Raw genomic sequence first — 25,383 nt, 5'->3', positions numbered from 1 at the left:
CGAGCCTGTCCGGATACGCCTCCGGCGGACCTGCGGCCCGGGGGCGCAGGTCCGCCGAGGACCAAGGTGGAGAAGCGGGACTAGAGAGCGTCGGGACCGCGTTCGCCGGTCCTGACCCGGACGGCGGTGTCGACCGGGACGCTCCAGACCTTGCCGTCGCCGATCTTGCCGGTCCGGGCGGCCTTCACCAGGACCTCGATCACGTCCTCGGCGGCGTCGTCCTCGACCAGGACCTCTATCCGCACCTTGGGGACCAGGTCGACGGTGTACTCCGCGCCCCGGTAGACCTCGGTGTGGCCGCGCTGGCGGCCGTAGCCGCTGGCCTCGGTGACGGTCAGTCCCTGGACTCCGAAGGCCTGCAGCGCGGTCTTCACGTCTTCCAGGCGGTGCGGCTTGACGACCGCGGTGATGAGCTTCATCAGGCGTCGACCTCAGTCTTCTTCTCGGCGGGCACGGTGGACACGGCGGTGTGGGCGGGCGTGCTCAGCGCGCGGGCCAGGCTGGCGCCCACCGCGCTGAAGTCGTACGCCGACTCGGCGTGTTCGGCCTGGTCGATGCCCGCCACCTCGACGTCCTCGGAGACCCGGAAGCCGATGGTCTTGTTGATCGCCTGGCCGAGCAACCAGGAGATCACGAAGGAGAAGGCCGCGACGGCGGCGACACCGATCGCCTGCTTGCCGAGCTGGCCGAACCCGCCGCCGTAGAAGAGGCCCCGGGCGGTCTGGCCGACGTGGCCGGTGGCGAAGAAGCCGATGAGCAGCGAGCCGATCACACCGCCGACCGCGTGCACGCCGACCACGTCGAGCGAGTCGTCGAAGCCGAGCTTGTACTTGAGGCTGATCGCGGCGGCGCAGGCGGCACCGGCGATCACCCCGATGGCGAGCGCGCCGAGCATGCTGACCGAGCCGCAGGCCGGGGTGATGGCGACCAGGCCGGCCACCGCGCCGGAGGCGGCGCCCAGCGTGGTGAACGCACCGTGCTTGATCCGCTCGTAGGCGAGCCAGCCGAGCATCGCGGCGGCCGTGGCGACCTGGGTGTTCATGAAGGCCATCCCGGCCACGCCGTTGGCGGCCAGCGCCGAGCCCGCGTTGAAGCCGAACCAGCCGAACCAGAGCAGCCCGGAGCCGAGCATCACCAGCGGCAGGCTGTGCGGACGCATCGGGTCCTTCTTGAAGCCGACCCGCTTGCCGAGCACCAGGCAGAGCGCCAGGCCCGCCATACCGGCGTTGATGTGCACCGCGGTGCCGCCGGCGAAGTCGATCACGCCGACCCGGTCGATCAGCCAGCCGCCCTTGCCGCTGTCGGTCATGAAGACCCAGTGCGCGACGGGGAAGTAGACGATGGTCACCCAGAGCGCCACGAACAGCGCCCAGGCGGAGAACTTGGCGCGGTCCGCGATCGCGCCGCTGATCAGCGCCGGGGTGATGACGGCGAACATCAGCTGGAAGGCCGAGAACGCGGTGACCGGAATGGTGCCGGCCAGGTCGTTCAGACCGATGCCGCGCATCCCCAGGAAGTCCAGGTTGCCGATCAGGCCCGCGCCGGCGTCCGGGCCGAAGGAGAGGGTGTAGCCGTACAGGACCCAGAGCACGCTGACGATCGCCAGCGCGATGAAGCTCATGACCAGCATGTTGAGCACGGACTTGACCCGGACCATGCCTCCGTAGAAGAAGGCCAGGCCCGGGGTCATCAACATGACCAGGGCCGCACTGATGAGCACAAAGGCGGTGTCGCCTGCGCTGAAGCCGTCGGGCATCGGCGTCTCCTCGTGAATGAACGCCGCTCCACCCGCAGGATCCCTGTCCCGTGCCACCCGGGGTGTCGGCGATGAGGAGGAGCGTGCCGAAGCCTGGTTTCGGCCGATGCGACCCGTTGTTTCGCTCCCGTGACGGGGTTGACGGGAGCGTTACGACGACGTGAACTACGGCCGCGCCAGGGGGGTACATCCGCTACCGTACGGCCGCACAGCACGAGGAGTGCGCAGACGATCACCGGACGTGCCGATGTGCACCGGAACGGCCGTCCTGACGTTCACCCGGGCAGCGCCCACCTCCCGGGCCCGGGGTCACCCCGCCGGAGCGAACTCCGGGATGTCCTGGACCACCCGGTCGGCCAGCCGGTTGATCTCCGCCACGCCGTGGAAGTCCCGCGAGGCCGCCGCCGAGGTCTTCCGGACCCGGGTGTTGAGGCGCTCCGAGCGCACCTTGGTGGCGATGTCCACCGCCTGCTCGGCCATCACGGCGGCCTGCTCGGGCTCGCCCTGGAGCAGGTGCACGCTGGCCATGCCGACCAGGTTGAAGGCGTAGCTGCGGACGTGCTCCGGGTCCTTGCGGAACAGGTCGACGGCGCGCTCCATCACGGGGGCGGCCATCGAGGCGTAGAGCGGGCTGCGGGTGGAGTGGTAGGCGAGGTCGCGGTAGGAGTGGGCGTTCTCCGCGTTGAGCTCGGCCTCGGAGAAGAACTTCAGCCAGTCCGGGTCGTGGTCGCCGGGACGGCAGTCGCTGAAGGTGTCCTCGGCGAGCCGGGCGGCCCGCGAGCAGCGGTTGATCTCGCCGATGTTGGAGTAGGCGCGCGCCTCCATCGCGTACAGCAGGGCCTGCTGGCGGGGGGTGGCGGTGTCCCGGCTGCCGTACTGGGCCAGGTGGATCAGCTCCAGGGCGTCGTCGCCCCGGTTGAGGTGGATCATCTGGCGGCTCATGTCGGTGAGGATCAGCGCGCCGAACGGCCGGTCCCCGGCCTCCTTGGCGGCGTGCAGCGCGAGCACGTAGTACTTCTGCGCGCTCGGGTGCATCCCGACGTCGTACGACATCCAGCCCGCCAGGTGGGCGAGTTCGGCGGTGAGCCGGAACAGGCGCTTGGTGGTCTGCTCGGGGTAGGTCTCCTGGAGCAGGTCGGTGACCTCGTGCAGCTGGCCGACGACCGCCTTGCGGCGCAGGCCGCCGCCGTTCTGCGCGTCCCACTGGCGGAACATCACCGTGGTCTGCTCCAGCAGTTGGAGTTCGGGCTCGGAGAGCCTGCCGGTGTGCGGCTCGCCGCCGTTGGCGGCGGTCAGGATCGGGGTCGGGGCTCCGCTCGGACCGGGGGTGAGCCAGCGCTGCATCGGCTCGATCAGCGCGGCGCCGGCCGTCAGGGCGAGCGAAGTGCCCAGGAAGCCCCGGCGGTTGAGCATCAGGTCGCTGCGCGAGTACTCGCTGATCAGCTGGACGGTCTGCGGGGCGCTCCACGGCAGGTCGACCCCGCCGCCGACGGTGCTCACCTGGGTGACGGCGCGCAGCCCGAGGTCCTCGATCGAGACCACCGACCCGAACCGCTCGGAGAACAGCTCCGACATGATCTTCGGAATCGGCTCGCGCGGCTGCTCGCCGTCCAGCCAGCGGCGCACCCGCGAGGTGTCGGTACTGACGTGGTGCGCACCCGTCTGGCGGGCCCGGCGGTTGACCTGGCGGGCCAGTTCCCCCTTGGACCATCCGCTGCGGCCGAACCAGGAGGTCAGCTTCTCGTTCGGTTGCTTCTCTGCCATGGGAACGTCCCATCCCGCCCGGCCCCGGAGGGCCCCGCTCGTTATGACCGATACCACTTCTTGCCTACCCCGCTGCGTTCCGTGGTCCGAACGTAACGCCCCGTCCGCCATCCGGGGGAGCACCGCCGGAGAAACGCCACCTTTCGCCACCCCTACGAGTGAACTAATCGGCGTCGACCCGCGCTTGACTGTTACCCCGCCCCGTCGGCCCCCCGCCGCACCGGACCCGCCGCCGCCGTAGCCGGCTTTTCCCGCAATTCCCCTTGGCGCCATGGGCTTTGCCGCCCCAAGACGATCCGAGAACGACGGAGGCACCCGAGTGCAGCAGCGACGATCCGGACTCCGCCAGGCCGGTGCACGGCGCCTCCTCGCCCGGGCGGCCCGAATTGGAGCGCGCGGCCCACTGCGCGCCGCCGACGCACAACCAGCTCCGCGGCGGACAATCGACGGGCCGTCACACTCCCGTAACCACCGGCCATACGAATCTGTTGGGGGAGGCATGGACAACCTCTTCGGCGACCTGCGCTTCGGCGCACGCCGCCGTGCCCGGGGCGGCGCCTTCCAGGCGGCCGCCGAGTACACCGGCCGCTGGGGCTGGTCGGTCGCCGTCGGCTCCGGCCAGGGCTCGCCCGACGGGGTCTGCGGCTGCGCGGCGACCCGCTGCGCAGCGCCCGGCCTGCACTCCGCCGTCGACCCGGCGGCCGCCGTCGGGCCGGGCGCTGGATTCGGACCGCAGGCGCCCGAGCTGCGCGAGCTCTGGGCCGTCGAAGCGCCCGTCCTGCTGCCGGCCGGCCGTTCCTTCGACGTCCTGGACGTACCCGCCCAGCCCGGCCTGCAAGCCCTGGTCCGGCTGGAGCGGATGGGCACCCAGGTCGGCCCGGTGCTCGCCCTGCCGACCGGACGGCTGCTCTTCTTCGTCGCGGCGGGCACCGCACAGCGGCTGCCCGAGCTGCTCTACCGGATGGGGTGGGACGACGCCGCCCTCGACCTCGCCTGCCACGGCGAGGGCAGCTTCGTCGCCGCACCCCCGACGGTCCTCGGCGGCCTCGGCCCGGTCCGCTGGCTCCGCCGCCCGTCCCGCGACAGCGCCGGCTGCCCACCGGAGGCCCGGCTGCTGCTCGGCACGCTGGCGTACGCGTGCCACCGCAGCCGCGAACGCTCTGCCGAGCTGGCCTCGTAACGAGCCTGGACTGCCGGCACCCTGGGGGTAACCGATCCTGATGGGACAACAACAGCAGGGGCGCGGGGAACTGCGCGCGCAACCGTGCGGCTCCGTAGAGCCCTGGTCGCGCAGTTCCCCGCGCCCCTGGCGGGTGTTGCTCAGAGTGCACACAGTTGCTGCTGCGCCCCTGGTGGGTGTTGCTCAGAGTGCCAAATGTTGCGCTAGTCGCCGATCAGCGCGTCGACGAAGGCGGCCGGCTCGAAGGGGGCCAGGTCGTCCGCTCCCTCACCGAGGCCGATGAGCTTGACCGGGACGCCCAGCTCGCGCTGGACGGCGATCACGATGCCGCCCTTGGCCGTGCCGTCCAGCTTGGTGAGCACGATGCCGGTGATGTCGACCACCTCGGCGAAGACCCGGGCCTGGACCAGGCCGTTCTGGCCGGTGGTGGCGTCGAGGACGAGGAGCACCTCGTCCACCGGGCCGTGCTTCTCGACGACCCGCTTGACCTTGCCGAGCTCGTCCATCAGGCCGGTCTTGGTGTGCAGCCGGCCGGCGGTGTCGATCAGCACGGTGTCGGCGCCCTCGGCGATGCCCTCCTTGACCGCGTCGAAGGCGACCGAGGCCGGGTCACCGCCCTCGGGCCCGCGTACGGTCGCCGCGCCGACCCGCTCGCCCCAGGTCTGGAGCTGGTCGGCGGCGGCGGCGCGGAAGGTGTCGGCCGCGCCGAGCACCACCTTGCGGCCGTCGGCGACCAGGACCCGGCCGAGCTTGCCGGAGGTGGTGGTCTTGCCGACGCCGTTCACACCGACGACCAGCACGACGGCCGGGCGGCCGTCCTCGTGCTTGGCGGTCTTCAGCGAGCGGTCCGCCTCGCCGATCAGCGTGACCAGTTCCTCGTGCAGCAGGCCGCGCAGCTCCTCCGGAGTGCGGGTGCCGAGCACCTTGACCCGGGTGCGCAGCCGGTCGACCAGCTCCTGGGTGGGGGTGACGCCGACGTCGGCGACGAGCAGGGTCTCCTCGATCTCCTCCCAGGTGTCCTCGTCGAGCCGCTCGCGGGAGAGCAGCGTGAGCAGCCCCTTGCCGAGCGAGTTCTGCGAGCGGGAGAGCCGGGAGCGCAGCCGGACGAGGCGTCCGGCGGTGGGCTCGGGCACGTCGAGGGCGGGGAGCTCCTCGACGGCGGGAGGCTCTTCGACGGTGGGCGCCGCCTCCGCCACCGGCGGGAGCTGCACCTCCTCGATGGTCTGGACGGGCTCCTCGGTCGGTGCAGCGGCTTCCTCGCCGACCTGGGGCTCGCGCGGGGTCGGCGGCGCGACCACCCCACCCTTCGGGAGGGGCGCGCCGGACGACTTCGGGGGCAGGGTCTTACGTCGTCTGCCGGTGACGACGAGGCCGGCGATCGCGCCGACGGCGACCACGGCGATGATTACGGCAAGGATTACGTATTCCATAGCCCGACCAGTATCCGTGACCGGGGTGCCGTTCGGGGGTAGCCGGGCTTTCCCGGGATCGTCTGCCGCACGGACCCGGGGGCGACGGCGCCGCTCCCGCCGCGGCGCGCGGTCCCGCCACCCGGCGGGCGGACCGGGCGGGGACTGTGGGGCGGACCCTAGCCGCGCAGGCGCTGGCTGATCACCTGCGAGATGCCGTCGCCCTTCATCGTGACGCCGTAGAGGGCGTCGGCGCACTCCATGGTCAGCTTCTGGTGGGTGATCACGATCAGCTGAGAGCTCTCCCGCAGCTCCTCCATGATCGCGATCAGCCGGCGCAGGTTGGTCTCGTCGAGCGCCGCCTCCACCTCGTCCATCACGTAGAACGGGCTGGGCCGCGCCTTGAAGATGGACACCAGCAGCGCGACCGCCGTCAGCGAGCGTTCGCCGCCGGAGAGCAGCGAGAGCCGCTTGACCTTCTTGCCCGGCGGCCGGGCCTCCACCTCGACGCCGGTGGTCAGCATGTTCTCCGGGTCGGTCAGCACCAGCCGCCCCTCGCCGCCCGGGAAGAGCCGCGCGAAGACGCCCTCGAACTGGGCCGCCGTGTCGTGGTACGCCGAGGTGAAGAGCTGCTCGACCCGGACGTCGACGTCCTTGACGATCTCCAGCAGGTCCCGCCGGCTCCGCTTCAGGTCGTCCAGTTGCTCGCCGAGGAACTGGTGCCGCTCCTCCAGCGCCGCGAACTCCTCCAGCGCCAGCGGGTTGACCTTGCCCAGTTGCTGGTACGCCTTCTCGGCCGCGCGCAGCCGCTGCTCCTGCTCGGCCCGGACGTACGGCTTCGGCGCGCCCGGCTCCTGCCCCTCTTCGGGCACCGGCGGCGGCACCGGCCGGTCCGGGCCGAAGGAGTCGAGCAGTTCGCCGGCCTCGATGCCGAAATCCTCCAGTGCCTTGGCCTCCAACTGCTCGATCCGCAGCCGCTTCTCCGCGCGCAGCACCTCGTCCCGGTGTCCGGCGTCGACCAGCTTGTCCAGCTCCGCCTTGAGCTCGCGGCCGTGCTCGCGCCCGGCCCGCAGCTCGGTCTCGCGTTCGCCGCGCTGCTGCTCGGCCTCGGTGCGCTCGGCCTCCGCCCGGGCGAGCGAGACCTCCAGGCAGCCGAGCAGCTGCCGCGCCCCGGCTGCCACGGCGGTCGCGACCTCGGCCTGGTGGCGGGCGCGTTCGCGGCGCTCGGCGGCCCGGGCCCGGGACTCGCGCTCCGCCCGGGCGGCGCGGTCGAGCTGATCCGCCCGCCCGGCCAGCCCGCGCACCCGTTCCTCGTGGGTGCGGACGGCGAGCCTGGCCTCCATCTCGGTCTGCCGGGCCTGCGCGGATTCGTCCGCCAGCCGGCTGCGCCGCCCGCCGTCCGGCTCGTCCTCGCCGTCCTGCGCCGACTCCTCGGCGGCCAGCAGGCGTTCGGCCAGTTCGGCGGCCTCCTGGAGGGCGCGGGCCAGCCCGTCCTCGGCCTTGGCCGCCGCTGTCGCGAGCCGGTCGGCCTCCCCCGTCGCCGCTCTGGCCTGGCCGCCGAGCCGCCCGAGCTCCCCGGCCGTCCGCGACCGCTCCTTCTCGGCCTGGCGCCGCGCGAGCGCGAGCCGCTCCAGCTCGGCGGCCCACTCCCGCCCGAGCTCCGCCGCTTCGGCCAGCCGCTGCGCCAGCTGCTCGCAGCGCAGGTCGAGTCCGTCGATCCGGTGGGCGGCGTCGGCGACCGCCGCCTGGGTCTCCAGGAGGCTCGGCGCCCCGGCCGAACCGCCCTGCGCGAAGCCACTGCCGAGCAGGTCGCCGTCGGCGGTGACGGCCAGCAACTCCGGCCGTTCGGCGATCAGTTGCCGTGCCTCGTCGAGGTCGGCGACCAGGACCGTCCGGTCCAGCAGCGCGGCGACGGCGGGCAGCAGCTCGGCGGGGCCGTCCACCAGGCCGGCGACCCGGCGCAGCCCGGCGGCCGCCCGGCCCGGCTGCGCGGGGGCGCCCGCGATCAGCAGCGCCGCCCGCCCGGCGTCCTCCTTGCGGAGCAGCCGCAGCGCCTGCGCGGCGGCGTCCACCCCGTCCACCACGACGGCGTCGGCCGCCGCGCCGAGTGCGGCCGCCACCGCCACCTCGTGGCCGGGGGCGACCCGGAGCAGCTGGGCCGCCGGGCCGAGCAGCCCGGCGAGCCGGTCGCCCGCCGCCAGCAGGGCACCGCTGCCGTCTTTGCGCCGCAGCCCGAGCGACAGCGCTTCGTGCCGGGCCGCCAGTGCGGCCCGCTCCCGCTCGGCGGTGCCCGCCGCCGCACGGGCGGCGGCGAGTTCACGCTCCGCCTCGGCCCGGGCGGCGCGGGCCCGGTCGTGTGCGGCGTCCAGTTCCTCGTCGGCCGCGTGGACGGCGGCCAGCTCTTCCTGGAGCTGCTGGTGCTCCTGGTGTGCGGCCTCCGCCCGCAGCAGGGCCTCGTCCCGGGCCTCGGCGAGCCGTCCGATCTCGGCCTCGGCGCCGGCCGCCCGGGAGCGGGCGGCGCCGGCCTGGCCCTGCAGCCGGGCCAGGCCCTCCCGGCGGTCGGCAACGGCCCGGGCGGCGGCCCGGAGCCGGCTCTCCTCGGCCGCCAACTCGCGCTCCAGGTCCGCCCGTTGTTCCACGGACTCGGCCAGCGCGTACTGTGCCTGCTCCAATGCCTCGGCCAGCGCGGCTTCCTGCTCCCGGACGTGCTCGGCCTCGCGCTCCAGCTCCTCCGGGTCGCGCCCGCGCCGCTCCTCGTCCTGCGCGCCGCTCACGGCGTGCCGGACCCGGGCCTCGGCCAGGCCGATGGTGCCCCTGGTCCGCTCGGCGAGCGCCGAGAGCCGGTACCAGGTGTGCCGGGTCTGCTCCAACTGCGGCCCCAGCTGCTCGACCTGGGCCTCCAGTACGGCTTCGCGCTGCTGGGCCCGGGCCAGTTCCTGTTCGACGGTGGAACGGCGCAGCCCCAGGGCCAGTTCGTCGGCGATCTCGGCCTCGATGGCGCGGCGCAGGGTCAGCAGGTCGTCGGCGAGCAGCCGCAGGCGGGCGTCCCGCAGGTCGGCCTGGATGCCGGCGGCCCGGCGGGCGATCCGGGCCTGCCGTCCCAGCGGGCCGAGCTGGCGGCGGAGTTCCGCGACCAGGTCCTGGACGCGGTTGAGGTTGGCCGCCATCGCGTCCAGCTTCCGCAGCGCCTTCTCCTTGCGCTTGCGGTGCTTGAGGACGCCGGCCGCCTCCTCGATGAAGGCCCGCCGCCCCATCGGGTCGGCGTGCAGTACCGAGTCCAACTGGCCCTGGCCGACGATGACATGCATCTCACGGCCGATGCCGGAGTCGGAGAGCAGCTCCTGGATGTCGAGCAGGCGGCAGGTCTCGCCGTTCAGCGCGTACTCGCTGCCGCCGCCCAGGAACATCGTCCGGGTGATGGTGACTTCGGCGTAGTCGATGGGCAGCGCGCCGTCGGAGTTGTCGATGGTGAGGCTGACCTCGGCCCGGCCGAGCGGAGCGCGGCCGCTCGTCCCGGCGAAGATGACGTCCTCCATCTTGCCGCCGCGCAGCGACTTGGCGCCCTGCTCCCCCAGCACCCAGGAGAGCCCGTCCACGACGTTGGACTTGCCGGAGCCGTTCGGCCCGACCACGCAGGTGATGCCCGGCTCGAAGCGCAGCGTGGTGGCGGAGGCGAAGGACTTGAAGCCGCGCAGCGTCAGACTCTTCAGATGCACGCGCCCGCTCTCCTCGCCTCGCCGGTGCCGCCGCCGGAGCCGCTACGGCCCCCGTCGGCGACTGTATCCGGCTGCGCGCACAGCGGACCGGCAGGCGGCGGTTTCACCACGCCGGGCACTGGGCACCATCACCAGCAAAAGGCCGTGGACACGACGAAGGGACGCCACGCCGGGCGTCCCTAGCAAGCTGCGTCCCGTACGGGGAACCCGGTGCGCAGCAGCGTCGATCTGTACAGTGCAGATCTCTTGATCGGGCCGGATCAGGTGAGTGCGGGCTCCCGCTGATCCAGTTCGATGCTGCTGAGCAGCGAGTGCTCGTCAGCGACAGCGTTGAGAGCGTCGTTCTCCGCCTGCATCCGGGTGAGCTCGGACTCCAGGTCGAGAACGCGCTGCTGAAGCCGTCGCATCTCGGAGAGCATTCGCGGGTCGGGGCCGCCGACGTACCCGAGAAGCGCCTTTGCCATGATGAATGGTCCTCCACGCTGAGTGACCGAACCGGAACGGTATGGGTCTAGGGGGAAGGGGATTGCACACCTGTCAGCGAACCGGTGGTGCTGGCTGGGCACTACGGGAAAGCCGTTGTGAACTGGGCCCACGACGACATGACCCTGCCGGGTAAACGCAGATTGGTGCGCGGGCTTTCAGCGTCTCACCAAAGACCGTACGGGTCAACACGATCACCGCACGCTACCGCGCGCCTGTCACCTGCATGGCGGGACGGACACACCATGGGCCGGGCGGGGCCGTGATCAGCGGCCGCTCTGCAGCACAGTCGATCACTGCTCGCTGCGGAGTCAACCACGAGTCTGCCCAGAAGGCAACCCTATGACACCAGCGGTTGCCTTTACCGTGTCTTGAGCGCCGTTCGTCGGCGAAGCAGTCAGGTCGCAGTGGCGCACCGGGCCGGATCCGCCGACGGCGGACGGCGGTGGCAGTGGCGGTCAGCGGCAGACGGCCGTGGCGATCAGCGGCGGACGGCGGTGGTCAGCGGATCGCGAAGCTCTCGTAGCCGTCGCCGGTCGCGCTCCAGATCTCCGTGACGCCGGCGACGCTGCCCGGGGTGCCGGGGCCGCGCAGCAGTGCGAGCAGTTGCTCGCAGTCGGCGTGCGTGCCCTCGGCGACCACCTGCACCCGGCCGTCGCCCAGGTTGCTCGCGTAGCCGGTCAGGCCGATCTCCAGCGCGCGGGCCCGCGTCCACCAGCGGAAGCCGACCTGCTGGACCCGGCCGCGCACCCAGACGGTGGCGCGGACGGGCTGGGAGCTGTCGTGACCGTGCATGGTCCGACCATAACCGGCGCGCGGAGCCCGTTCCGCGCCGGGCGGGGCGGGGTGGGGCGGGGTGCGCGGGGTGGGGCGGGAAGGCGGACAGCCCGGCTCCGCGAGTGCGGAGCCGGGCTGTCGGAATCCGATAGCTGTCAGCTGTCATCCGTCGGTCGGTGCGGGTCGGCCGGCACCGGCCGATCAGAAGCTGCCGAAGTCCCCACCGCCACCGTCGCCGCCGCCGAAGTCGCCACCGCCGTCGAAGCTGCCGAAGTCGGCGGGGTTGAAGTCGGCACCCACGTAGTCGCCGCCCTCCACGCCGTTGTCGTACCCGCCGCCCTCGTGCCCGTAGCCGCCGGGCTCGCCCGCCCAGGCGCTGCCGGGCGAGGAGAAGACCGAGCCGAGTGCGGTGCCCACCAGCAGCCCGGGCAGCAGCCCCGAGCCGAAGTAGCCGCCGGCCCACGGGCTGTACGCCGGGCCCGCGTTCCAGTACGGCTGCCGTCCGTACTCGGTCTCCACCGTCCGGATGTCCGGCTCCTGGCCGGTCGCCAGCCGTGCCGCGTCCGCCGCGCAGACCGGCACCGTGCGCTCGGCGCCGCCGGCCGGGGCCCACTGGGCGTCCTGGACGGACGGGCCGTGGCGCGGGTCGAAGAAGCAGGACGGACGGCGCTCGGGCAGCGGCCGCCCGTCGCGCCGGGCGGCCAGCGTGGCCAGCGCGAACCGGCCGTCCGAGAGCGCCTCGGTGACGGCGGTGACGTCCGACGGCTGCTTCGCCGCGTCCATGCTCTGCTTGGCCCGCTCGTAGGAGTCCAGCGCGCTGGTGTAGTCCGTCCGCTGGGCGTCGTCCGCACCGGGCGCGCCCGGGTTGAAGTCGAGGCGGTCGAGCTCCTCGCCGAAGGCGGTGATGTCCTCGTCCACGACGGTACGCAGCTGCGCGAGTTCGGCCCGGTTCTTCTCCTCCTTGCGCTTCTTCGCACGGCGGAAGAGCAGGAACACCCCGCCGCCGGCCAGCGCCAGCACCACGATCGGCACCACGATCGCGGCGGCGCTGATGCCGCCGGAGTCCACTCCGTGGCCCTTGACCTGACCGGTCGCCTGGTCGACGAAGTCGTTCAGGGTGGCGTTGATGTCACCGGAGTTCGCCCGGGCGGCCGCACCGGCGATCCGGGTGGCGGCGGCGGGCGCGATGGCGGCCCGGTCCGCGAAGGCCTTGAACTCGCCGCCGCGCCAGATCCCGTAGAGACCGGCCACGCCGACCTTGGCACGGAGGTCGCCCGCGAACGTCTTGACCGGGTACTGCGCGCTGTCCGGCACGACCGCGACGAAGATCGGCTTGTCCGCCTTCTCGATCTTCTTGGTCAGCGCCGCCGCCTGGGCCTCGGAGAACCGCCCGGTCATCGCCGGGTCGACGTACACCTGCCCCTTCTTCAGGGCCTGGGAGACGTCGTTCAGCCCGCCCGCCGCCGAAGCGGGCGAGGCGAACAGGAGGAGCAGCCCCAGCAGCGCAGCCAGCAGAGCGGCGGGCGCGGCGGCGGGCGGACGGCGAAGCACTGTTCTCATGAGTAAAGACCGTACCTGGCGCGACCGGGCGACGGGCCATCCCCCCGGGCGGACCGTCCCCGCCGGTCGGACGCCCTGACTCTCCTCCCGGCGGGTGACTCTCCACCGGTCGGCCGGGCATAGGGTTGGCCGGTCGGTACTGCCGGAATCTCCCGGTCCAGTACGTTCGTCCCTCCCGGTCCAGTACGTTCGTCCCTCCCGGTCCAGTACGCCCGGAGACACGTCAGCACCGCAAGATCCGATCGGAGCACCGGGTGATCATCGGCCTCGTCACCGCCGTCGCGGCGTCCGCCTGCTACGGCACCGGCTCGGTCCTGCAGGCCGTCGGCTCACGCCGCTCGGCCCGTGCGGAGGCCGCCGCCGCAGGCCGGCAGGCAGGGACCACCGAGCACGGCGGGCCGAGCCTCGCCTCGACCGCGAAGGCCGCGGTGACCTGGGAGTTCATCCTCGGCACGGTGCTCGACCTGATCGGCTTCGGGCTCGGCGCACTGGCCGCGCGGCTGCTGCCGCTGTTCCTCTCCCAGACCATCATCAGCGCCAACCTGGTGATCACCGCCGTGCTCAGCATCCAGCTGCTCGGCATCCGGCTCAAGCGCCCCGAGTGGGCCTCGATCGCCGTCCTCTGCGCGGCCCTGGTGATGCTCGCCGTGGCGGCCGGGCCCGAGGGCGGCCACCACGCCGCAATGGCCGTGCACTGGTGGCTGCTCGGCGCGGCGGTGGTGCTGATCGCGGGCGGCAGCCTGCTGGTGCGGCGGCTCGGCGCGAGCGGGGCGATCGTCGCCGGCCTGCTCTCCGGCCTCGGCTTCGGCGCGCTGGGCATCGGCGTCCGGATCCTGGACGGGTTGCAGCCGTTCTCGCTGGGCCAGCTGCTCGGCGACCCGGCCCTGTACGCGATCCTGGTCGGCGGGCTCGGCGGGATGTACCTGCACACCGTCGCCCTGCAGCTCGGCTCGGTGAACGCCGCGACGGCCGCCCTGGTGGTCGGCGAGACGGTCGTCCCCGGGGCGGTGGGGGTGCTCTGGCTCGGCGACTCCTCGCGGGCGGGCCTCGGCTGGATGGCGGCGCTCGGCTTCGTCCTCGCGGTGGTCAGCGCGGTCGGCGTCGCGCACTTCGGCGCGGCCGAGGAGTCCGCCGAGCCGGCACCGCACCAGGAGCTCACCAACCACTGACCTGCGGAAGCGCTCGCGCGACGCAGGCGCCTCCGGGGGCGCGTGGGGAACTGCGCGAGCGAGGCACGACGTGGGTGCACGGTTGTTCGCGCAGTTCCCCGCGCCCCTGCCGTGGTTGCCGTGAGCGGAGGGGTCAGGCCTTCGGCGGGCGTTGGCAGCGTGGGCAGAAGTAGCTGGAGCGGTTCATCCAGGCGGCCCGGCGGATCGGGGTGCCGCAGCGGCGACAGGGCTCGGCTTCGCGGCCGTAGGCGTCCAGGTCGCGGGAGAAGTAGCCGCTCTCGCCGTTCACGTTGACGTAGAGGCTGTCGAAGCTGGTACCGCCGACGGCGAGCGCGGCGTTCATCACGTCGCGTGCGTGCTGGAGCAGCGCGGCGGCCTGCGGGCGGGTGAGCGTCGCGGTGGGGCGCTCGTAGTGCAGCTTGGCGCGCCAGAGGGACTCGTCCGCGTAGATGTTGCCGACCCCGCTGATCAGCGTCTGGTCGAGCAGGGCCCGCTTGACGGTGGTGCGCTTGGCCCGGAGTGCGGTGATGAAGGCGCCGTCGTCGAAGCGCGGGTCGAGCGGGTCGCGGGCGATGTGCGCGATCGAGACCGGGGTGGCCTCCGGGTCGTCCGGCTCGGCCTCCTCGATCGCCAGGCCGCCGAAGGTGCGCTGGTCGACGAAGCGCAGCTCGCGGCCGTCGTCGGTGAACCGCAGCCGGACCCGCAGGTGGGTCTCGTCGGGCACCGACGGGTCCTGGACGAGCAGCTGCCCGCTCATGCCGAGGTGCCCGATCATGGAGAAGCCCGAGTCCAGCGGCACCCAGAGGTACTTGCCCCGCCGCTGGGCGGTGCCGAAGGTGGCCCCGGCCAGCCGGGCCGCGAAGTCGGCGGCGCCGCCCGGCTGACGCCGGACGGCCCGGGGGTGGAGCACCTGGACGTCGGCGACGGTGCGGCCGGCGACCCAGTTGGCCAGGCCGCGCCGGACCACCTCTACCTCAGGAAGTTCCGGCACGGCGCGGTCAGCCTGCCGACTTGGGGAGGCTGTCGGCGTACTTGGCCTTGATGGCCCGCCAGGCGCTCTCCGCCGCCTTCTGCTCGGCTTCCTTCTTCGAGCGGCCGCTGCCGTGCCCGAAGTCCTCGCCGGCGACCCGGGCCGCGGCGTTGAAAAGCTTCTCGTGGTCGGGACCGGACTCGGCGACCACGTACTCCGGCACTCCGATGCCCGCCGACGCGGTGAGCTCCTGGAGGCTGGTCTTCCAGTCCAGGCCGGCACCCAGCTGCGAGGACTCCTCGATCAGCGGGTCGAACAGGCGGTGGACGAAGTCCGTCGCCGCTTCCAGACCCTGGTCAAGGTAGATCGCACCGATCACGGCCTCGACGGTGTCCGCGAGGATCGACGACTTGTCACGGCCACCGGTCCCCTCCTCGCCCTTGCCGAGGCGGATGAAGGAACCGAGTTCAAGGCCCCGGCCGACCTCGGCGAGCGCGCGGGAGTTCACCACCGCGGCGCGCAGTTTGGCGAGCGTGCCCTCGGCGACATCCGGGTGGATGCGGTAGAGGGTGTCGGTCACCACCAGACCCAGCACCGAGTCGCCGAGGAACTCCAGGCGCTCGTTGGTGGGCAGCCCGCCGTTCTCGTACGCGTACGAGCGGTGGGTCAGCGCACGTACCAGAAGGGCGCGCTCGAGTACGAACCCGAGGCGCCCTTCCAGAACGTCGTATTCGGTCGAAGCCGGTCCGCCGGCCCTGCTCCCGTTGTTGGGAGCCGACTTGCGGGATGAGTTGCTATCCGACATCGATCCGTACACCCTGCCGATCAGACCGAGAGGACCTGGCGACGGTTGTACGTGCCGCAGCTCGGGCACGCGATGTGGCCGAGCTTCGGCTCGTGGCAGCGGTCGCACGCCACGAGGGCCGGAACGACGGCCTTCCAGTTGCTACGGCGGTGGCGCGTGTTGCTGCGCGACATCTTCCGCTTCGGAACAGCCACGGCTACTTCTCCTGGTTCTCGGCGAGACCCTCACGGGTACCGCTGTTCTTGATTCCGTCACCCTCGTCGCCGGGGGCGGCGGAGAGTCCCTGCAGAGCCGCCCACCGGGGGTCGGCGGCCTCGTGGTGGTGCGCCGGGTCGTCACTCAGGCGTGCCCCGCATTCGGAGCACAGGCCCAGGCAGTCTTCCTGGCACACCGGCTGCAGCGGCAGTGCGAGCACCACCGCGTCACGCAGCACCGGCTGGAGGTCGAAGAAATCGCCCTCCAGGCGGTAAGTCTCTTCCTCTGAGTCCTCTTCGAGGTCATCGGCCACACCGGTGCGGCTGCGGTGACGCTCGTCGGACTCCGAGTAGTAGAACAGCTCCTGGAACTCGACGTCGATCTCGTCGTCGAGGGGTTCGAGGCAGCGCACGCACTCGCCCTCGACCCGGGCCTCGGCCGTGCCCGTCACGAGCACGCCCTCGACCACCGACTCCAGACGGAGTTCCAGCTTGATGTCGCTCTTCTCCGGAACACCGATCACGTCGATGATCCCGAGCCCCTCGGGGGCCTCCAGGGTGCGGGACACCTTGCGCATCGATCCCGGGCGACGTCCGAGCTCATGCGTGTCGAACACGAGCGGGTCGCGGTGGTCGAGGCGGTTCAAGGTGTCCTGACTTCCTGAGGGCGGCACGCAACGATCGCGCGGCGCGGTTTGGTCTGTCCGTTGTCCGGGCTCAAGTTGGGCAGCCGGACAATCCCAGCACGAACGGCCGGAGTGGTCAGACTACCGGAGAGTCCAGCCAGGCCCAACTTCGGACCCGTTCACCGGCCGCCGAGCTCCCGCAGCCGGGTCATGTCGATCATGCTGGTGTCGAAGAAACTGGTCTCGTCGAGGCCGGCCTGCTGGGGCACGTGCGGCTGCTGGCCCGGCTGGTGGCCGGGCTGCTGCGGGTAGCCGTAGGCGTCGTAGGCCTGCTCCTGGTAGCCCTGCTGGGGCTGGGCGTAGCCCTGCGGGACGCCGTACGGGTCGTGCAGCGCGGCCTCCTGCCCCTGGTACTGGGGCTGGTAGCCGTACTGGTTGCCGTAGGGGTCGGTCTGCGGGGGCCCCGCCGGGTCGTAGCCGCCGCCGTACACCTCGGCGTACTGCGGCTCGCCCTGGCCCTGCGGCTGCCCCTGGTAGTGGGCGGCGGCCGCGTACGGGTCCTCGCCCGGCGCCTGCCAGCCGGCCCCGGCCGGGGTCTGCTCGGGCCAGCTCTGCTGCTGCGGGACGGCCTGCGGCTCGGCCGGCGGCTCCTCGCGGTACCAGGGCTGCTCCTCGCCGTCCTCGGCGAAGCCCGCCGCGACGGCCTCGGCGCGGTGCTTGAGCTGCTGGGCCTCGTCGGCGGCGGCCAGGTAGGCGCCGAGCTCGTCGATCGGGGCCTTGCCGAGCAGCTTGTCGCGGCCCTTGCCGACGGCCTCCAGCGTCTTGCTGAGCACCGTCTCCAGGGTGGCGAGCTTCACATCGACGTACTCGTCGACCTCGGGGCTCGGGGTGTTGCGAGGGCGGAACTCCTCGCCGTCCTCGGTGTACTCCCCGTCCTGCTCGAAGACGCTCGCGTCGCCGCGCAGCTTCTGCCGGCCGCGGCCGACGGCACCCAGCGTCTTGGTGAGCACGACCTCGAAGTTGGCCAGCTTGCTGTCGACGTAGTCGTCGGCCTCGGCGAGCTTGGTCTGCACCTCGGTCCGGGTCTCGCCCAGGATCCGGTCCGCCTCGGCCTGGGCCCGGCGGACCACCTCGGTGTCGGAGATCAGCGAGCCGCGCTCGCTGTGCGCGCCCTGGATGATCTGCTCGGCCTGGGCCTGGGCGTCGGCCACCACCTGCTCGTGGTCGGCCATCACCGACTGGGCATGGGCGAGTTCGGCGGGCAGCGCCGACCGGAGGTCCTGGAGCAGGCCGACCAGCTCGGCCCGGTTCACCACACAGGAGGCCGACATCGGCATCGAGCGGGCGTTCTCCACCGCGGCGACGATCGCGTCGAGTCTGTTCTGCACGTCCACGGGCGTTTCGGTCTTTCCGTGTGCCGCCGAGGTGCGGCGGAGGCAGGTCCCGACGGCACCAGTTCATCGCCAGCGGGCAGGACTACAGACTGTACGTCCACTCCGGCCGCAGCTCACAACGTCCGAGGCGGCCAGGCCACCCGAGAGGCGGACAGGATGTGACAGTTCGACAGGAGTTGTCCGAATTACCCACCGGCCCGCCCGTACCGGACCGCCCACGCCGGGCCGGTCGCACCGGACCGCCGGACCGGCCGCGCCCTCAGGCCCGGTCGGCCTGCGCCTGGCGCTCGGCTATCCGGTCGACCAGCCGCCGGTTCACCAGCTCCGGCAGCAGGTGGGAGACGTCGCCGCCGTACGAGGCGACCTCCTTGACCAGGCTGGAGGAGAGGAAGCTGTACGTCGGCGAGGTCGGCACGAAGAGCGTCTCGACCCCGGTGAGCCCGTGGTTCATCTGGGCCATCTGGAGCTCGTAGTCGAAGTCGCTGACCGCGCGCAGGCCCTTGATGATCGCCGGGATGCCGCGCTCCCGGCAGAAGTCCACCAGCAGGCCCGCGTGCGCCTCGACCTCGATGTTGCCGTACTTGGCCGTGGTCTCCTCGATGAGCCGGATCCGCTCGTCGACGGTGAACATGCCCTGCTTGTTCTTGTTGATCAGCACGGCGACGTGGACCACGTCGTACAGCTTCGAGGCGCGCTCGATGATGTCGAGGTGGCCGTTGGTGATCGGGTCGAACGACCCCGGGCAGACGGCACGGCGCATGGCGTGAACTCCCTTGTGGGGTGCGGTTGCTACGACTCTTGATCGGCATCGGCCTCGTCGGCGGCGCGACCGTACCAGAGGGTGCCCTCTCCGTACTTGCGCGAACGCAGCGCTTCGAAACCCTCGGGCCAGTCGAACCCGCCGCCGCGAGTGCTGCGTTCCACGGTGACGAGTGCGTCGTCCGTGAGCCAGCCCCCGGCCCGGAGTGTGATCACAATCTCCCGTACCTCCTCGTCCGTGACGGAGTAGGGCGGGTCCAGGAAGAGCAGGTCGTACGGCTCCGCGGGCGCCGGCCCGGCGATCACCCGTTCGGCCCGTTCGGCGCGGACCTCGGCGCCCGGCAGGCCGAGCGTGCGGACGTTCTCCCGGATGACCGCCGCCGCGCTCGGGTCGGACTCGGCCAGCAGGACGTGCGCGGCGCCCCGGGAGAGCGCCTCCAGGCCGACCGCGCCGGAGCCGCCGAACAGGTCGAGCATCCGCGAGCCCTGGATCGTCCCGTGCAGGGCGTCCAGGGTGGAGAACATCGCCTCCCTGGCCTTGTCGGAGGTCGGGCGGGTGGTCCGGCCTGGCGGCACGGCGAGGCGGCGGCCGCCGGCCGTACCGCCGATCACGCGGGTCATGCGGGGTCCCTTCGTGGCTGGGCTTGAGCACCACGTTATCCCCGAAGCGCGGGCGGCTCCGCCGCTGGGCGCACGGATCGGGACCGGGCATCCCGGGGGCGCGCGGGGGTACCCCCACGCGCCCCTGTCTGGCGGGCCCGTCTACTCGGAGGGCTCGGAGGACACCGGCGCCGTTGCGCCCAGCAGTGCCGGGGAGGCGTAGCGGGACCAGGAGAGGCAGCCGTCGGGCGGGCAGTACTCGGGGCGGCGCGGGTCGTGGCCCAGCTCGCGCAGCTTGGTGCGGACCGAGTCCGGCGTGCGGCCGAAGCGGGCGGCTATCCGGGCGACGGTCTCGTTCTCGTGGAAGCGGCGGATCAGCTCCTCCTCGTGCTGCGGCACCCAGGGGGCGCCGTGTCCGGGGTAGAGCTCGCGCAGCACGTCGCGGTCGGGGATGGGCTCGGAGACGTCGGCGACGATCGCCAGCGCCCGCAGCGCGCGGTTGAGCGCGATCCGCAGCGAGGCGACGTCCTCGACCGGGAGGCGGAGCTTGCCGGCGGCGATGGGCGCGGCGGCGGCCCCGTCGCGCCAGCCGGTCAGGGTGAGGGTGACTTCGCGGTCGTCCTCGCTGGCGAGCTCGATCCGGAAGATCTTGTCACCGAGCGGGAGCTCGTTGAGATGACGAAAAGCCATGGCAGGACCCCCAAGTGTCGTGCCAGGGAAGCACCTTGAGGTGCGCCCTGAACACCTTCATTCTCTCGCGGGGCACTGACAATCCACGCGGTGTCAGCCCTTCTCCAGGTACTCCGCGCGGTCCTCGTCGAGCAGGCCGGCCAGGGTGAGCTTGAGGTCCGGGTGGTCGGTCAGGTCCGGGTCCTCGGCGACCAGGGCGGTGGCCTCCGTGCGGGCCGCCGTGATCACGTCCTCGTCGTCCAGGACGGAGAGCACCTTGAGCGAGGACTTCACGCCGGACTGCGCCTGGCCGAGCACGTCGCCCTCGCGCCGCTGTTCGAGGTCGATCCGGGAGAGCTCGAAGCCGTCCAGCGTCCCCGCGACGGCGTCCAGCCGGGCCCGCGCGGAGGAACCGGCCGGCATCTCGCTGACCAGCAGGCACAGGCCCGGGGCGCTGCCCCGGCCGACCCGGCCGCGCAGCTGGTGCAGCTGGGAGACGCCGAAGCGGTCGGCGTCCATGATCACCATCACGGTGGAGTTCGGGACGTTGACGCCGACCTCGATCACGGTGGTGGCGACCAGCACGTCCACCTGGCCGGCCGCGAAGCGCTTCATCACGTCGTCCTTGGCGTCCGGCGTGAGCCGCCCGTGCAGGATCTCCACCCGCAGCCCGGCCAGCGGCCCCTTGGCCAGCATCTCGGCCGTCTCCACGACGGCCAGCGGCGGACGGCGCTCGTCGCTCGCCGCGCCCAGGTCCTCCGGGTCGTCCGGGGCCGCCTTCCGCTTCTTCGCCCCGCCCCTGCCGCTCTTGGCGTCCTCCGGCTCGTCGCCGATCCGGGGGCAGACCACGTACGCCTGGTGCCCCTTGCCGACCTCCTCGCGGACCCGCTCCCAGGCGCGGGCGAGGAAGTTGGGCTTCTCCAGGGCGGGCACCACGTGGGTCGAGATCGGCGAACGGCCGGCCGGGAGCTGGTCCAGCACGGACGTCTCCAGGTCGCCGAAGACCGTCATGGCGACGGTGCGCGGGATCGGCGTCGCCGTCATCACCAGCAGGTGCGGCGGCTGCTCGCCCTTGCCGCGCAGCGCGTCCCGCTGCTCGACGCCGAAGCGGTGCTGCTCGTCCACCACGACCAGGCCGAGGTCCTGGAACTGCACCTTGTCCTCGATCAGCGCGTGCGTGCCGATCGCGATCCCGGCGTCCCCGCAGGCCATGTCCAGCATCACCTGCCGCCGCGCCGGGACCCCCATCGACCCGGTCAGCAGCACGACCTTCGTCCCGAGGTCCGAGCCGCCGAGCATCCCGCCCTCGGCCAAGTCCCCCATCATCTCCACGATCGACCGGTGGTGCTGCTGCGCGAGCACCTCCGTCGGCGCGAGCAGCGCGGCCTGGCCGCCGCTGTCGACCACCGTCAGCATCGCCCGCAACGCGACCAAGGTCTTCCCGGAGCCGACCTCGCCCTGGAGCAGCCGGTGCATCGGGTGTTCGGTTTCGAGATCCTTGAAGATCTCGCCGCAGACCTTCTGCTGCCCGTCGGTAAGGGTGAAGGGGAGGCGGGCGTCGAACGCATCGAGCAGGCCGTTCTTCCGGCCCTTGCGAACGACGGCCGGCCGGGCCCGGTCCTCGGCGCGGCGCTGGGCCAGCGCGACCTGGAGGACGAAGGCCTCGTCCCAGCGGAGGCGGGCCCGGGCTCGTTCGCGGTCGTTCTCGGTGCGGGGGCGGTGGATCAGTTCGAGGGCCTCGGTGACCGGGATCAGCTGGTGCTTCTCGCGCAGCTCGGCCGGGAGCGGCTCGCCGACGCCGGACCAGCCGGTGGCCGCGAAGCTGTCCAGGACGAGGTCGACGCAGGCGCTGATCTTCCAGCTGGGCAGTTGGGCGCTGGCCGGGTAGACCGGGATCATCCGGCCGGCGAACTGCGCGGCGGCCGAGCCCGCCTCGGTCGACGCTGTGGCCTCGGCGTCCAGCAGCTGGTAGTCGGGCGAGGCGAGCTGGCGGGTGCGGTTGAACAGCCCGACCTTGCCCGCGAACAGGCCCTGGAGGCCCGGCCGGAGATCCTTCTGGCGCCAGCCCTGGTTGAAGAAGACCAGGCTGAGCCGGCCCCGGCCGTCGGTGACCACGACCTCCAGGCGGTCGCCGCGGCGCGCCTTGAAGGGGATCAGCGTGACCTTCTCGATCCGGGCGAGCACGGTGGCGTGCTCGTCGACTTCAAGGTCGTCGAGGCTGGTGAGCTGGCCGCGCTCCACGTACCGGCGCGGGTAGTGGTGCAGCAGGTCGCCGACCGTGCGCAGCTTGAGGCTGTCGGCGAGGACCTTCGCGGTGCGGTCGCCGACCACCTTGACCAGGGATTCGTCCAGTGCAGGCATCAAGCCCTATTGGACACCACGCGGGTGACAGCGGGGGCTACTCGACCCCGATGAGCAGTGGTGCCGACTCCTGGCCGCCCGCGAAGACCACGGTGTCGACCTCGGGCCGCTGCCTGCGGGCGTGCGCGACCAGCTGGTCGGCGAGCCCGTCGGAGGTGCCCGCGCCGAGGACCAGGGTGACGAGTTCACCGCCGGCCGCGAGCATCCGGGAGAGCACCACCTCGCCCGTCCCGAGCAGGTCGGGGCCGATCACGGCGACGTCGCCGTCGATCAGGCCCAGCACGTCCCCGGCCTGGCAGACCCCGGCCATCGTCCAGGACTCCCCCTCGGCGACGGCGAGTTCGGCGTACCGGGTGGCTCCGGCGGCGGAGGTCATGGCGACCACGTCCTCGTCGAAGCGCCGGGAGTTCTCGTGCACGGCGAGCGCGGCCAGGCCCTGGACGGGCGAGCGGGTGGGCAGTACCGCGATCCGGACGCCCTCCTCACGGAGCTGGTCGGCGGCGGCTCCGGCGGCGGCGCGCAGTTCGGGGTCGTTGAGCAGCAGCACCACCTCGCGGGCGCCGCAGCGGCGCAGCGCCTCCGCGAGTTCGGCGCTGGCGGGCGGCCGGTCCGGGTCGGCGAGCAGGACGGCGGCGCCCGCCTGCTCGCAGAGCTCGGCGAGGCCGCTGCCGGAGACCACGCTGAGGACGGCCCGGCCCTGCGGCGCCGCCGTGGCGCCCTCCCCCGCACGGGCGGCGGCCTCGGCGAAGTGGGTGATCCGGATCTGGTACGGCCGCCCGGCCTCGACCCCGGCCTCGACGGCGGCTCCGGCGTCGTCCACATGGACGTGGATGTTCCAGAGGCCGTCGCCGCCGCCGACCACCAGCGAGTCGCCGAGCGAGGCGAGCCGGGAGCGGAGCATCGGGAGCGCCTCGTCGGGGGCGTCCAGCAGGTAGATCACCTCGAAGGCGGGGTGGCCGGGGCCGGGCGGGCGCTCGTGGCCCTCGCAGGTGCGGAAGACCCGGTAGTCGGGCGCTGAGCCCGCCCCCAGCTCCTGGCGCAGCGCGACCGGGCCCATCGGGCGCTGCCCGGTGACGGTGTCCGAGAGCGCGCCGAGGATGGCGACCAGACCGCGTCCGCCGGCGTCCACCACGCCCGCCTCGGCGAGCACGTCGAGCTGTTCGGGTGTGTGCAGCAGGGCCCGGCGGGCGGCCTGGTAGGCGGTGTCGGCGGCCTCGGCGAGCCCGCCCGGGTCCGCGGCGGCGGCCTGCGCGGCCGCGGCGGCGACGGTGAGCAGGGTGCCCTCGACCGGTTCGGCGACGGCCTGGTAGGCGGATTCGGCGGCGCGCAGCAGGGCAGCGCGCAGGTGTTCGGGTTCACCGCCGCGGGCGAGCACCTCGGCCATCCCGCGCAGCAGCTGGGCCAGGATCACGCCGGAGTTGCCACGGGCCCCGATCAGCGCGCCCCTGGCCATCGCGGCGACGGTGGTGCCCAGGTCGGGCTCGGTGCCGTCGGCGAAGCAGTCCTCGACGGCGACGGCCGCCGACTCCACGGTCAGGTAGAGGTTGGTGCCGGTGTCGCCGTCCGGTACGGGGTAGACGTTGAGCGCGTCGATCTCCTCGCGCGCCTGGCCGAGGGCGGTGAGTGCGAGCCTGCACCAGGTACGGACCGCCGGGGCGTCGAGCGTGTCCAGCACCAGGTCTCCTCCGGATGAACGCCACCGGAACACGACGGAACGCGGCTGCTGAGCGGTGGCAAGGGGCGATGCTGGCAGGTTATCCGGGCGGCACGGGGATCGTCGCTGGCAGGAGGCCCGCCCAGCGACGATCAAGCTCCCGATCGTGGTAGTTTCGTTGAACCGGAGTCGGCGTTGTATGCTCTCCCGGTTGCCTGGAACAGTCCAGGCTCACCCCTTGATCCGGTCGGCCCACGCGAGTGGTCCAGTTGGTTCAGCCGGGGTTTTCGAACGTAAATGATCTGAAGTCTTGGAGTGACTCCTGTGGCTGCCAACTGCGACGTCTGCGGCAAGGGGCCGGGCTTCGGCAACAGCATCTCCCACTCACACCGCCGTACCCCCCGTCGTTGGAACCCCAACATTCAGACGGTGCGCGCTGTGATCGGGCGGACGCCGAAGCGGCTCAATGTCTGCACCTCGTGCATCAAGGCCGGTAAGGTCTCGCGCTGACGCGCAGACCGGTAAGCCGGTCCTCCAGTTAGCCGATCCACTTTCGAGTGGGTCGGCTTTCTGTCTTTCGGGCTGTCCCGCTCCGGCGGGACGGCGGACGCCCGGCCGGGGCAGCTTCCCCGGCCGGGCGTCCGGCGTCCGGGCACTCCGTCGGCCCTACGGCCACCCGCCGGCCCTGCGGGGCCCGGCGGGGCGGCCCGTCAGCGCCAGCGCCAGGCGTGGTCGACCGGCCCGATGCCCGCGCCCAGGGCGAAGCCGGCCCGGATGGCGCCGGTGATGTACTCCTTCGCGGCCGCGACCGCCTCGGGCATCTCGCGGCCCTTGGCCAGCTCGGCGGCGATCGAGCTGGCGAGGGTGCAGCCGGTGCCGTGGGTGTGGCGGTTGTCGTAGCGCGCGGCGCGGTACCAGTGCTCCGTACCGTCGGGGCCGACCAGCAGGTCCGCGGCCTCGCCCGCCAGGTGGCCGCCCTTGATCAGCACCCAGCGCGGGCCGAGCGCGAGCAGCGCGTCGGCGGCGGCCCGCATCTCGCGCTCCTCGGTGACGGTGATGCCGGTGAGCTGCGTCACCTCGTGCAGGTTGGGCGTGGCGAGGGTGGCGACCGGGAGCAGCCGCTCCCGTACGGTGGCGACGGCCTCGGCGGCGAGCAGCGCGTCCCCGTGCTTGGAGACGCCGACCGGGTCGACGACCACCGGGGCGTCGACGTCCGCGAGCAGCTCGGAGACGGTCTCCACCAGCTCGATCGAGGCGAGCATGCCGGTCTTGACCGCCTGGACGCCGATGTCGTCGACGACGCTGCGGAACTGCGCGCGGACGGCCTCGGCGGGCAGCTCCCAGTAGCCCTGGACGCCGAGCGAGTTCTGCGCGGTGACGGCGGTGATCACGCTCATGCCGTGCACGCCGAGGGCGAGCATCGCCTTCAGGTCGGCCTGGATGCCGGCGCCGCCGCCGGAGTCGGAGCCGGCGACGGTGAGCACGCGGGGAGGGGCAGTCGAAACCATGGCCCCAACCTACCGGGAGCGGTTCGGAC

At 72.6% G+C, this 25,383-nt stretch carries 22 protein-coding genes; 3 read left to right on the top strand and 19 right to left on the bottom strand.

All coding sequences use genetic code 11. The features are described from left to right. Positions 1–80: 80 nt before the first annotated feature. From ABD330_RS21130 to nsdA, 3 genes are all read right to left on the bottom strand, one after another. Complete coding sequence (locus tag ABD330_RS21130) at positions 81–419, bottom strand: P-II family nitrogen regulator (RefSeq protein WP_344467429.1); 339 nt, start codon at positions 417–419, stop codon at positions 81–83. Continuing rightward, on the bottom strand, positions 419–1,756 hold the full coding sequence (locus ABD330_RS21125; RefSeq protein WP_344467427.1) for an ammonium transporter: 1,338 nt from the start codon (positions 1,754–1,756) through the stop codon (positions 419–421). Before ABD330_RS21125 ends, ABD330_RS21130 begins: the two co-directional genes overlap by 1 nt. Before the next feature lie 309 nt (positions 1,757–2,065). Further along, a complete protein-coding gene (gene nsdA / locus ABD330_RS21120) occupies positions 2,066–3,520 on the bottom strand; it encodes a transcriptional repressor NsdA (protein WP_344467425.1) in 1,455 nt (484 codons plus the stop codon). A 499-nt stretch (positions 3,521–4,019) separates the two neighbouring features. On the opposite strand from nsdA, the gene ABD330_RS21115 reads away from it, so the two are divergent. Beyond that, entirely contained in the window at positions 4,020–4,700 is a 681-nt protein-coding gene (locus ABD330_RS21115) for a bifunctional DNA primase/polymerase (RefSeq protein WP_344467422.1), read from the top strand. A 203-nt stretch (positions 4,701–4,903) separates the two neighbouring features. Here the strand turns inward: ABD330_RS21115 and ftsY are convergent, their stop codons facing one another. The 5 genes from ftsY to ABD330_RS21090 form a co-directional block, all read right to left on the bottom strand. Beyond that, positions 4,904–6,130: a signal recognition particle-docking protein FtsY gene (gene ftsY / locus ABD330_RS21110; RefSeq protein ID WP_344467420.1), complete on the bottom strand. Its 1,227-nt coding sequence runs from the start codon at positions 6,128–6,130 to the stop codon at positions 4,904–4,906. A gap of 158 nt (positions 6,131–6,288) precedes the next feature. Beyond that, on the bottom strand, positions 6,289–9,825 hold the full coding sequence (smc, locus tag ABD330_RS21105; protein WP_344467418.1) for a chromosome segregation protein SMC: 3,537 nt from the start codon (positions 9,823–9,825) through the stop codon (positions 6,289–6,291). Positions 9,826–10,085: 260 nt separating this feature from the next. Further along, positions 10,086–10,289, bottom strand: coding sequence for a hypothetical protein (locus tag ABD330_RS21100; RefSeq protein ID WP_344467416.1), 204 nt, complete (start codon positions 10,287–10,289; stop codon positions 10,086–10,088). 520 nt (positions 10,290–10,809) lie between these two features. Further along, complete coding sequence (locus tag ABD330_RS21095; RefSeq protein ID WP_344467414.1) at positions 10,810–11,103, bottom strand: acylphosphatase; 294 nt, start codon at positions 11,101–11,103, stop codon at positions 10,810–10,812. Between the two features lie 183 nt (positions 11,104–11,286). After that, on the bottom strand, positions 11,287–12,645 hold the full coding sequence (locus ABD330_RS21090) for a hypothetical protein (RefSeq protein WP_344467412.1): 1,359 nt from the start codon (positions 12,643–12,645) through the stop codon (positions 11,287–11,289). Between the two features lie 254 nt (positions 12,646–12,899). Here ABD330_RS21090 and ABD330_RS21085 point away from each other — a divergent pair, with 254 nt between their 5' ends. Further along, the gene (locus ABD330_RS21085; RefSeq protein WP_344467410.1) at positions 12,900–13,814 is read left to right on the top strand and encodes a DMT family protein; all 915 of its coding nucleotides are present in this window, start codon (positions 12,900–12,902) and stop codon (positions 13,812–13,814) included. A gap of 133 nt (positions 13,815–13,947) precedes the next feature. On the opposite strand, the gene mutM is transcribed toward ABD330_RS21085, so the two are convergent. From mutM to ABD330_RS21035, 10 genes are all read right to left on the bottom strand, one after another. Further along, positions 13,948–14,805, bottom strand: coding sequence for a bifunctional DNA-formamidopyrimidine glycosylase/DNA-(apurinic or apyrimidinic site) lyase (gene mutM / locus ABD330_RS21080; protein WP_344467408.1), 858 nt, complete (start codon positions 14,803–14,805; stop codon positions 13,948–13,950). A 7-nt stretch (positions 14,806–14,812) separates the two neighbouring features. Then, on the bottom strand, positions 14,813–15,589 hold the full coding sequence (rnc, locus tag ABD330_RS21075) for a ribonuclease III (RefSeq protein ID WP_344467406.1): 777 nt from the start codon (positions 15,587–15,589) through the stop codon (positions 14,813–14,815). Between the two features lie 20 nt (positions 15,590–15,609). Beyond that, complete coding sequence (rpmF, locus tag ABD330_RS21070; RefSeq protein ID WP_030056747.1) at positions 15,610–15,783, bottom strand: 50S ribosomal protein L32; 174 nt, start codon at positions 15,781–15,783, stop codon at positions 15,610–15,612. 2 nt (positions 15,784–15,785) lie between these two features. After that, positions 15,786–16,430, bottom strand: a complete 645-nt coding sequence (locus ABD330_RS21065; protein WP_344467403.1) for a YceD family protein — start codon at positions 16,428–16,430, stop codon at positions 15,786–15,788. 158 nt (positions 16,431–16,588) lie between these two features. Next, positions 16,589–17,797, bottom strand: coding sequence for an ATP synthase subunit B family protein (locus ABD330_RS21060; RefSeq protein WP_344467401.1), 1,209 nt, complete (start codon positions 17,795–17,797; stop codon positions 16,589–16,591). Positions 17,798–18,062: 265 nt separating this feature from the next. Beyond that, entirely contained in the window at positions 18,063–18,563 is a 501-nt protein-coding gene (coaD, locus tag ABD330_RS21055) for a pantetheine-phosphate adenylyltransferase (RefSeq protein ID WP_344467399.1), read from the bottom strand. A 29-nt stretch (positions 18,564–18,592) separates the two neighbouring features. Then, positions 18,593–19,222, bottom strand: a complete 630-nt coding sequence (rsmD, locus tag ABD330_RS21050) for a 16S rRNA (guanine(966)-N(2))-methyltransferase RsmD (RefSeq protein ID WP_344467510.1) — start codon at positions 19,220–19,222, stop codon at positions 18,593–18,595. Between the two features lie 102 nt (positions 19,223–19,324). After that, positions 19,325–19,852 carry a hypothetical protein gene (locus ABD330_RS21045; RefSeq protein WP_344467397.1) on the bottom strand — a complete coding sequence of 176 codons (528 nt, stop codon included), beginning with the start codon at positions 19,850–19,852 and terminating at the stop codon, positions 19,325–19,327. Between the two features lie 93 nt (positions 19,853–19,945). Beyond that, positions 19,946–22,192 carry an ATP-dependent DNA helicase RecG gene (recG, locus tag ABD330_RS21040; RefSeq protein WP_344467395.1) on the bottom strand — a complete coding sequence of 749 codons (2,247 nt, stop codon included), beginning with the start codon at positions 22,190–22,192 and terminating at the stop codon, positions 19,946–19,948. A gap of 37 nt (positions 22,193–22,229) precedes the next feature. Continuing rightward, entirely contained in the window at positions 22,230–23,867 is a 1,638-nt protein-coding gene (locus tag ABD330_RS21035; protein ID WP_344467393.1) for a DAK2 domain-containing protein, read from the bottom strand. A 303-nt stretch (positions 23,868–24,170) separates the two neighbouring features. On the opposite strand from ABD330_RS21035, the gene rpmB reads away from it, so the two are divergent. Further along, positions 24,171–24,356, top strand: coding sequence for a 50S ribosomal protein L28 (rpmB, locus tag ABD330_RS21030; protein ID WP_014138233.1), 186 nt, complete (start codon positions 24,171–24,173; stop codon positions 24,354–24,356). A 200-nt stretch (positions 24,357–24,556) separates the two neighbouring features. Here the strand turns inward: rpmB and thiD are convergent, their stop codons facing one another. Next, positions 24,557–25,354 carry a bifunctional hydroxymethylpyrimidine kinase/phosphomethylpyrimidine kinase gene (gene thiD, locus ABD330_RS21025; protein ID WP_344467390.1) on the bottom strand — a complete coding sequence of 266 codons (798 nt, stop codon included), beginning with the start codon at positions 25,352–25,354 and terminating at the stop codon, positions 24,557–24,559. Positions 25,355–25,383 lie beyond the last annotated feature (29 nt).

It is taken from the genome of Kitasatospora kazusensis, from assembly GCF_039529945.1.
GTDB classification, from domain to species: domain Bacteria; phylum Actinomycetota; class Actinomycetes; order Streptomycetales; family Streptomycetaceae; genus Kitasatospora; species Kitasatospora kazusensis.
Note: the sequence above shows the minus strand (reverse complement) of the source record. Positions and strands in the feature narration are given on the sequence as shown.

What these genes read in the sequence shown, in the direction of transcription:
- recG (WP_344467395.1), bottom strand. Translation starts at nt 22,192, where the DNA reads ATGCCTGCACTGGACGAATCCCTGGTCAAGGTGGTCGGCGACCGCACC.
- ABD330_RS21100 (WP_344467416.1), bottom strand. Translation starts at nt 10,289, where the DNA reads ATGGCAAAGGCGCTTCTCGGGTACGTCGGCGGCCCCGACCCGCGAATG.
- ABD330_RS21095 (WP_344467414.1), bottom strand. Translation starts at nt 11,103, where the DNA reads ATGCACGGTCACGACAGCTCCCAGCCCGTCCGCGCCACCGTCTGGGTG.
- rnc (WP_344467406.1), bottom strand. Translation starts at nt 15,589, where the DNA reads ATGTCGGATAGCAACTCATCCCGCAAGTCGGCTCCCAACAACGGGAGC.
- ABD330_RS21045 (WP_344467397.1), bottom strand. Translation starts at nt 19,852, where the DNA reads ATGGCTTTTCGTCATCTCAACGAGCTCCCGCTCGGTGACAAGATCTTC.
- nsdA (WP_344467425.1), bottom strand. Translation starts at nt 3,520, where the DNA reads ATGGCAGAGAAGCAACCGAACGAGAAGCTGACCTCCTGGTTCGGCCGC.
- coaD (WP_344467399.1), bottom strand. Translation starts at nt 18,563, where the DNA reads ATGCGCCGTGCCGTCTGCCCGGGGTCGTTCGACCCGATCACCAACGGC.
- ABD330_RS21125 (WP_344467427.1), bottom strand. Translation starts at nt 1,756, where the DNA reads ATGCCCGACGGCTTCAGCGCAGGCGACACCGCCTTTGTGCTCATCAGT.
- ABD330_RS21090 (WP_344467412.1), bottom strand. Translation starts at nt 12,645, where the DNA reads ATGAGAACAGTGCTTCGCCGTCCGCCCGCCGCCGCGCCCGCCGCTCTG.
- thiD (WP_344467390.1), bottom strand. Translation starts at nt 25,354, where the DNA reads ATGGTTTCGACTGCCCCTCCCCGCGTGCTCACCGTCGCCGGCTCCGAC.
- ABD330_RS21130 (WP_344467429.1), bottom strand. Translation starts at nt 419, where the DNA reads ATGAAGCTCATCACCGCGGTCGTCAAGCCGCACCGCCTGGAAGACGTG.
- ABD330_RS21115 (WP_344467422.1), top strand. Translation starts at nt 4,020, where the DNA reads ATGGACAACCTCTTCGGCGACCTGCGCTTCGGCGCACGCCGCCGTGCC.
- ftsY (WP_344467420.1), bottom strand. Translation starts at nt 6,130, where the DNA reads ATGGAATACGTAATCCTTGCCGTAATCATCGCCGTGGTCGCCGTCGGC.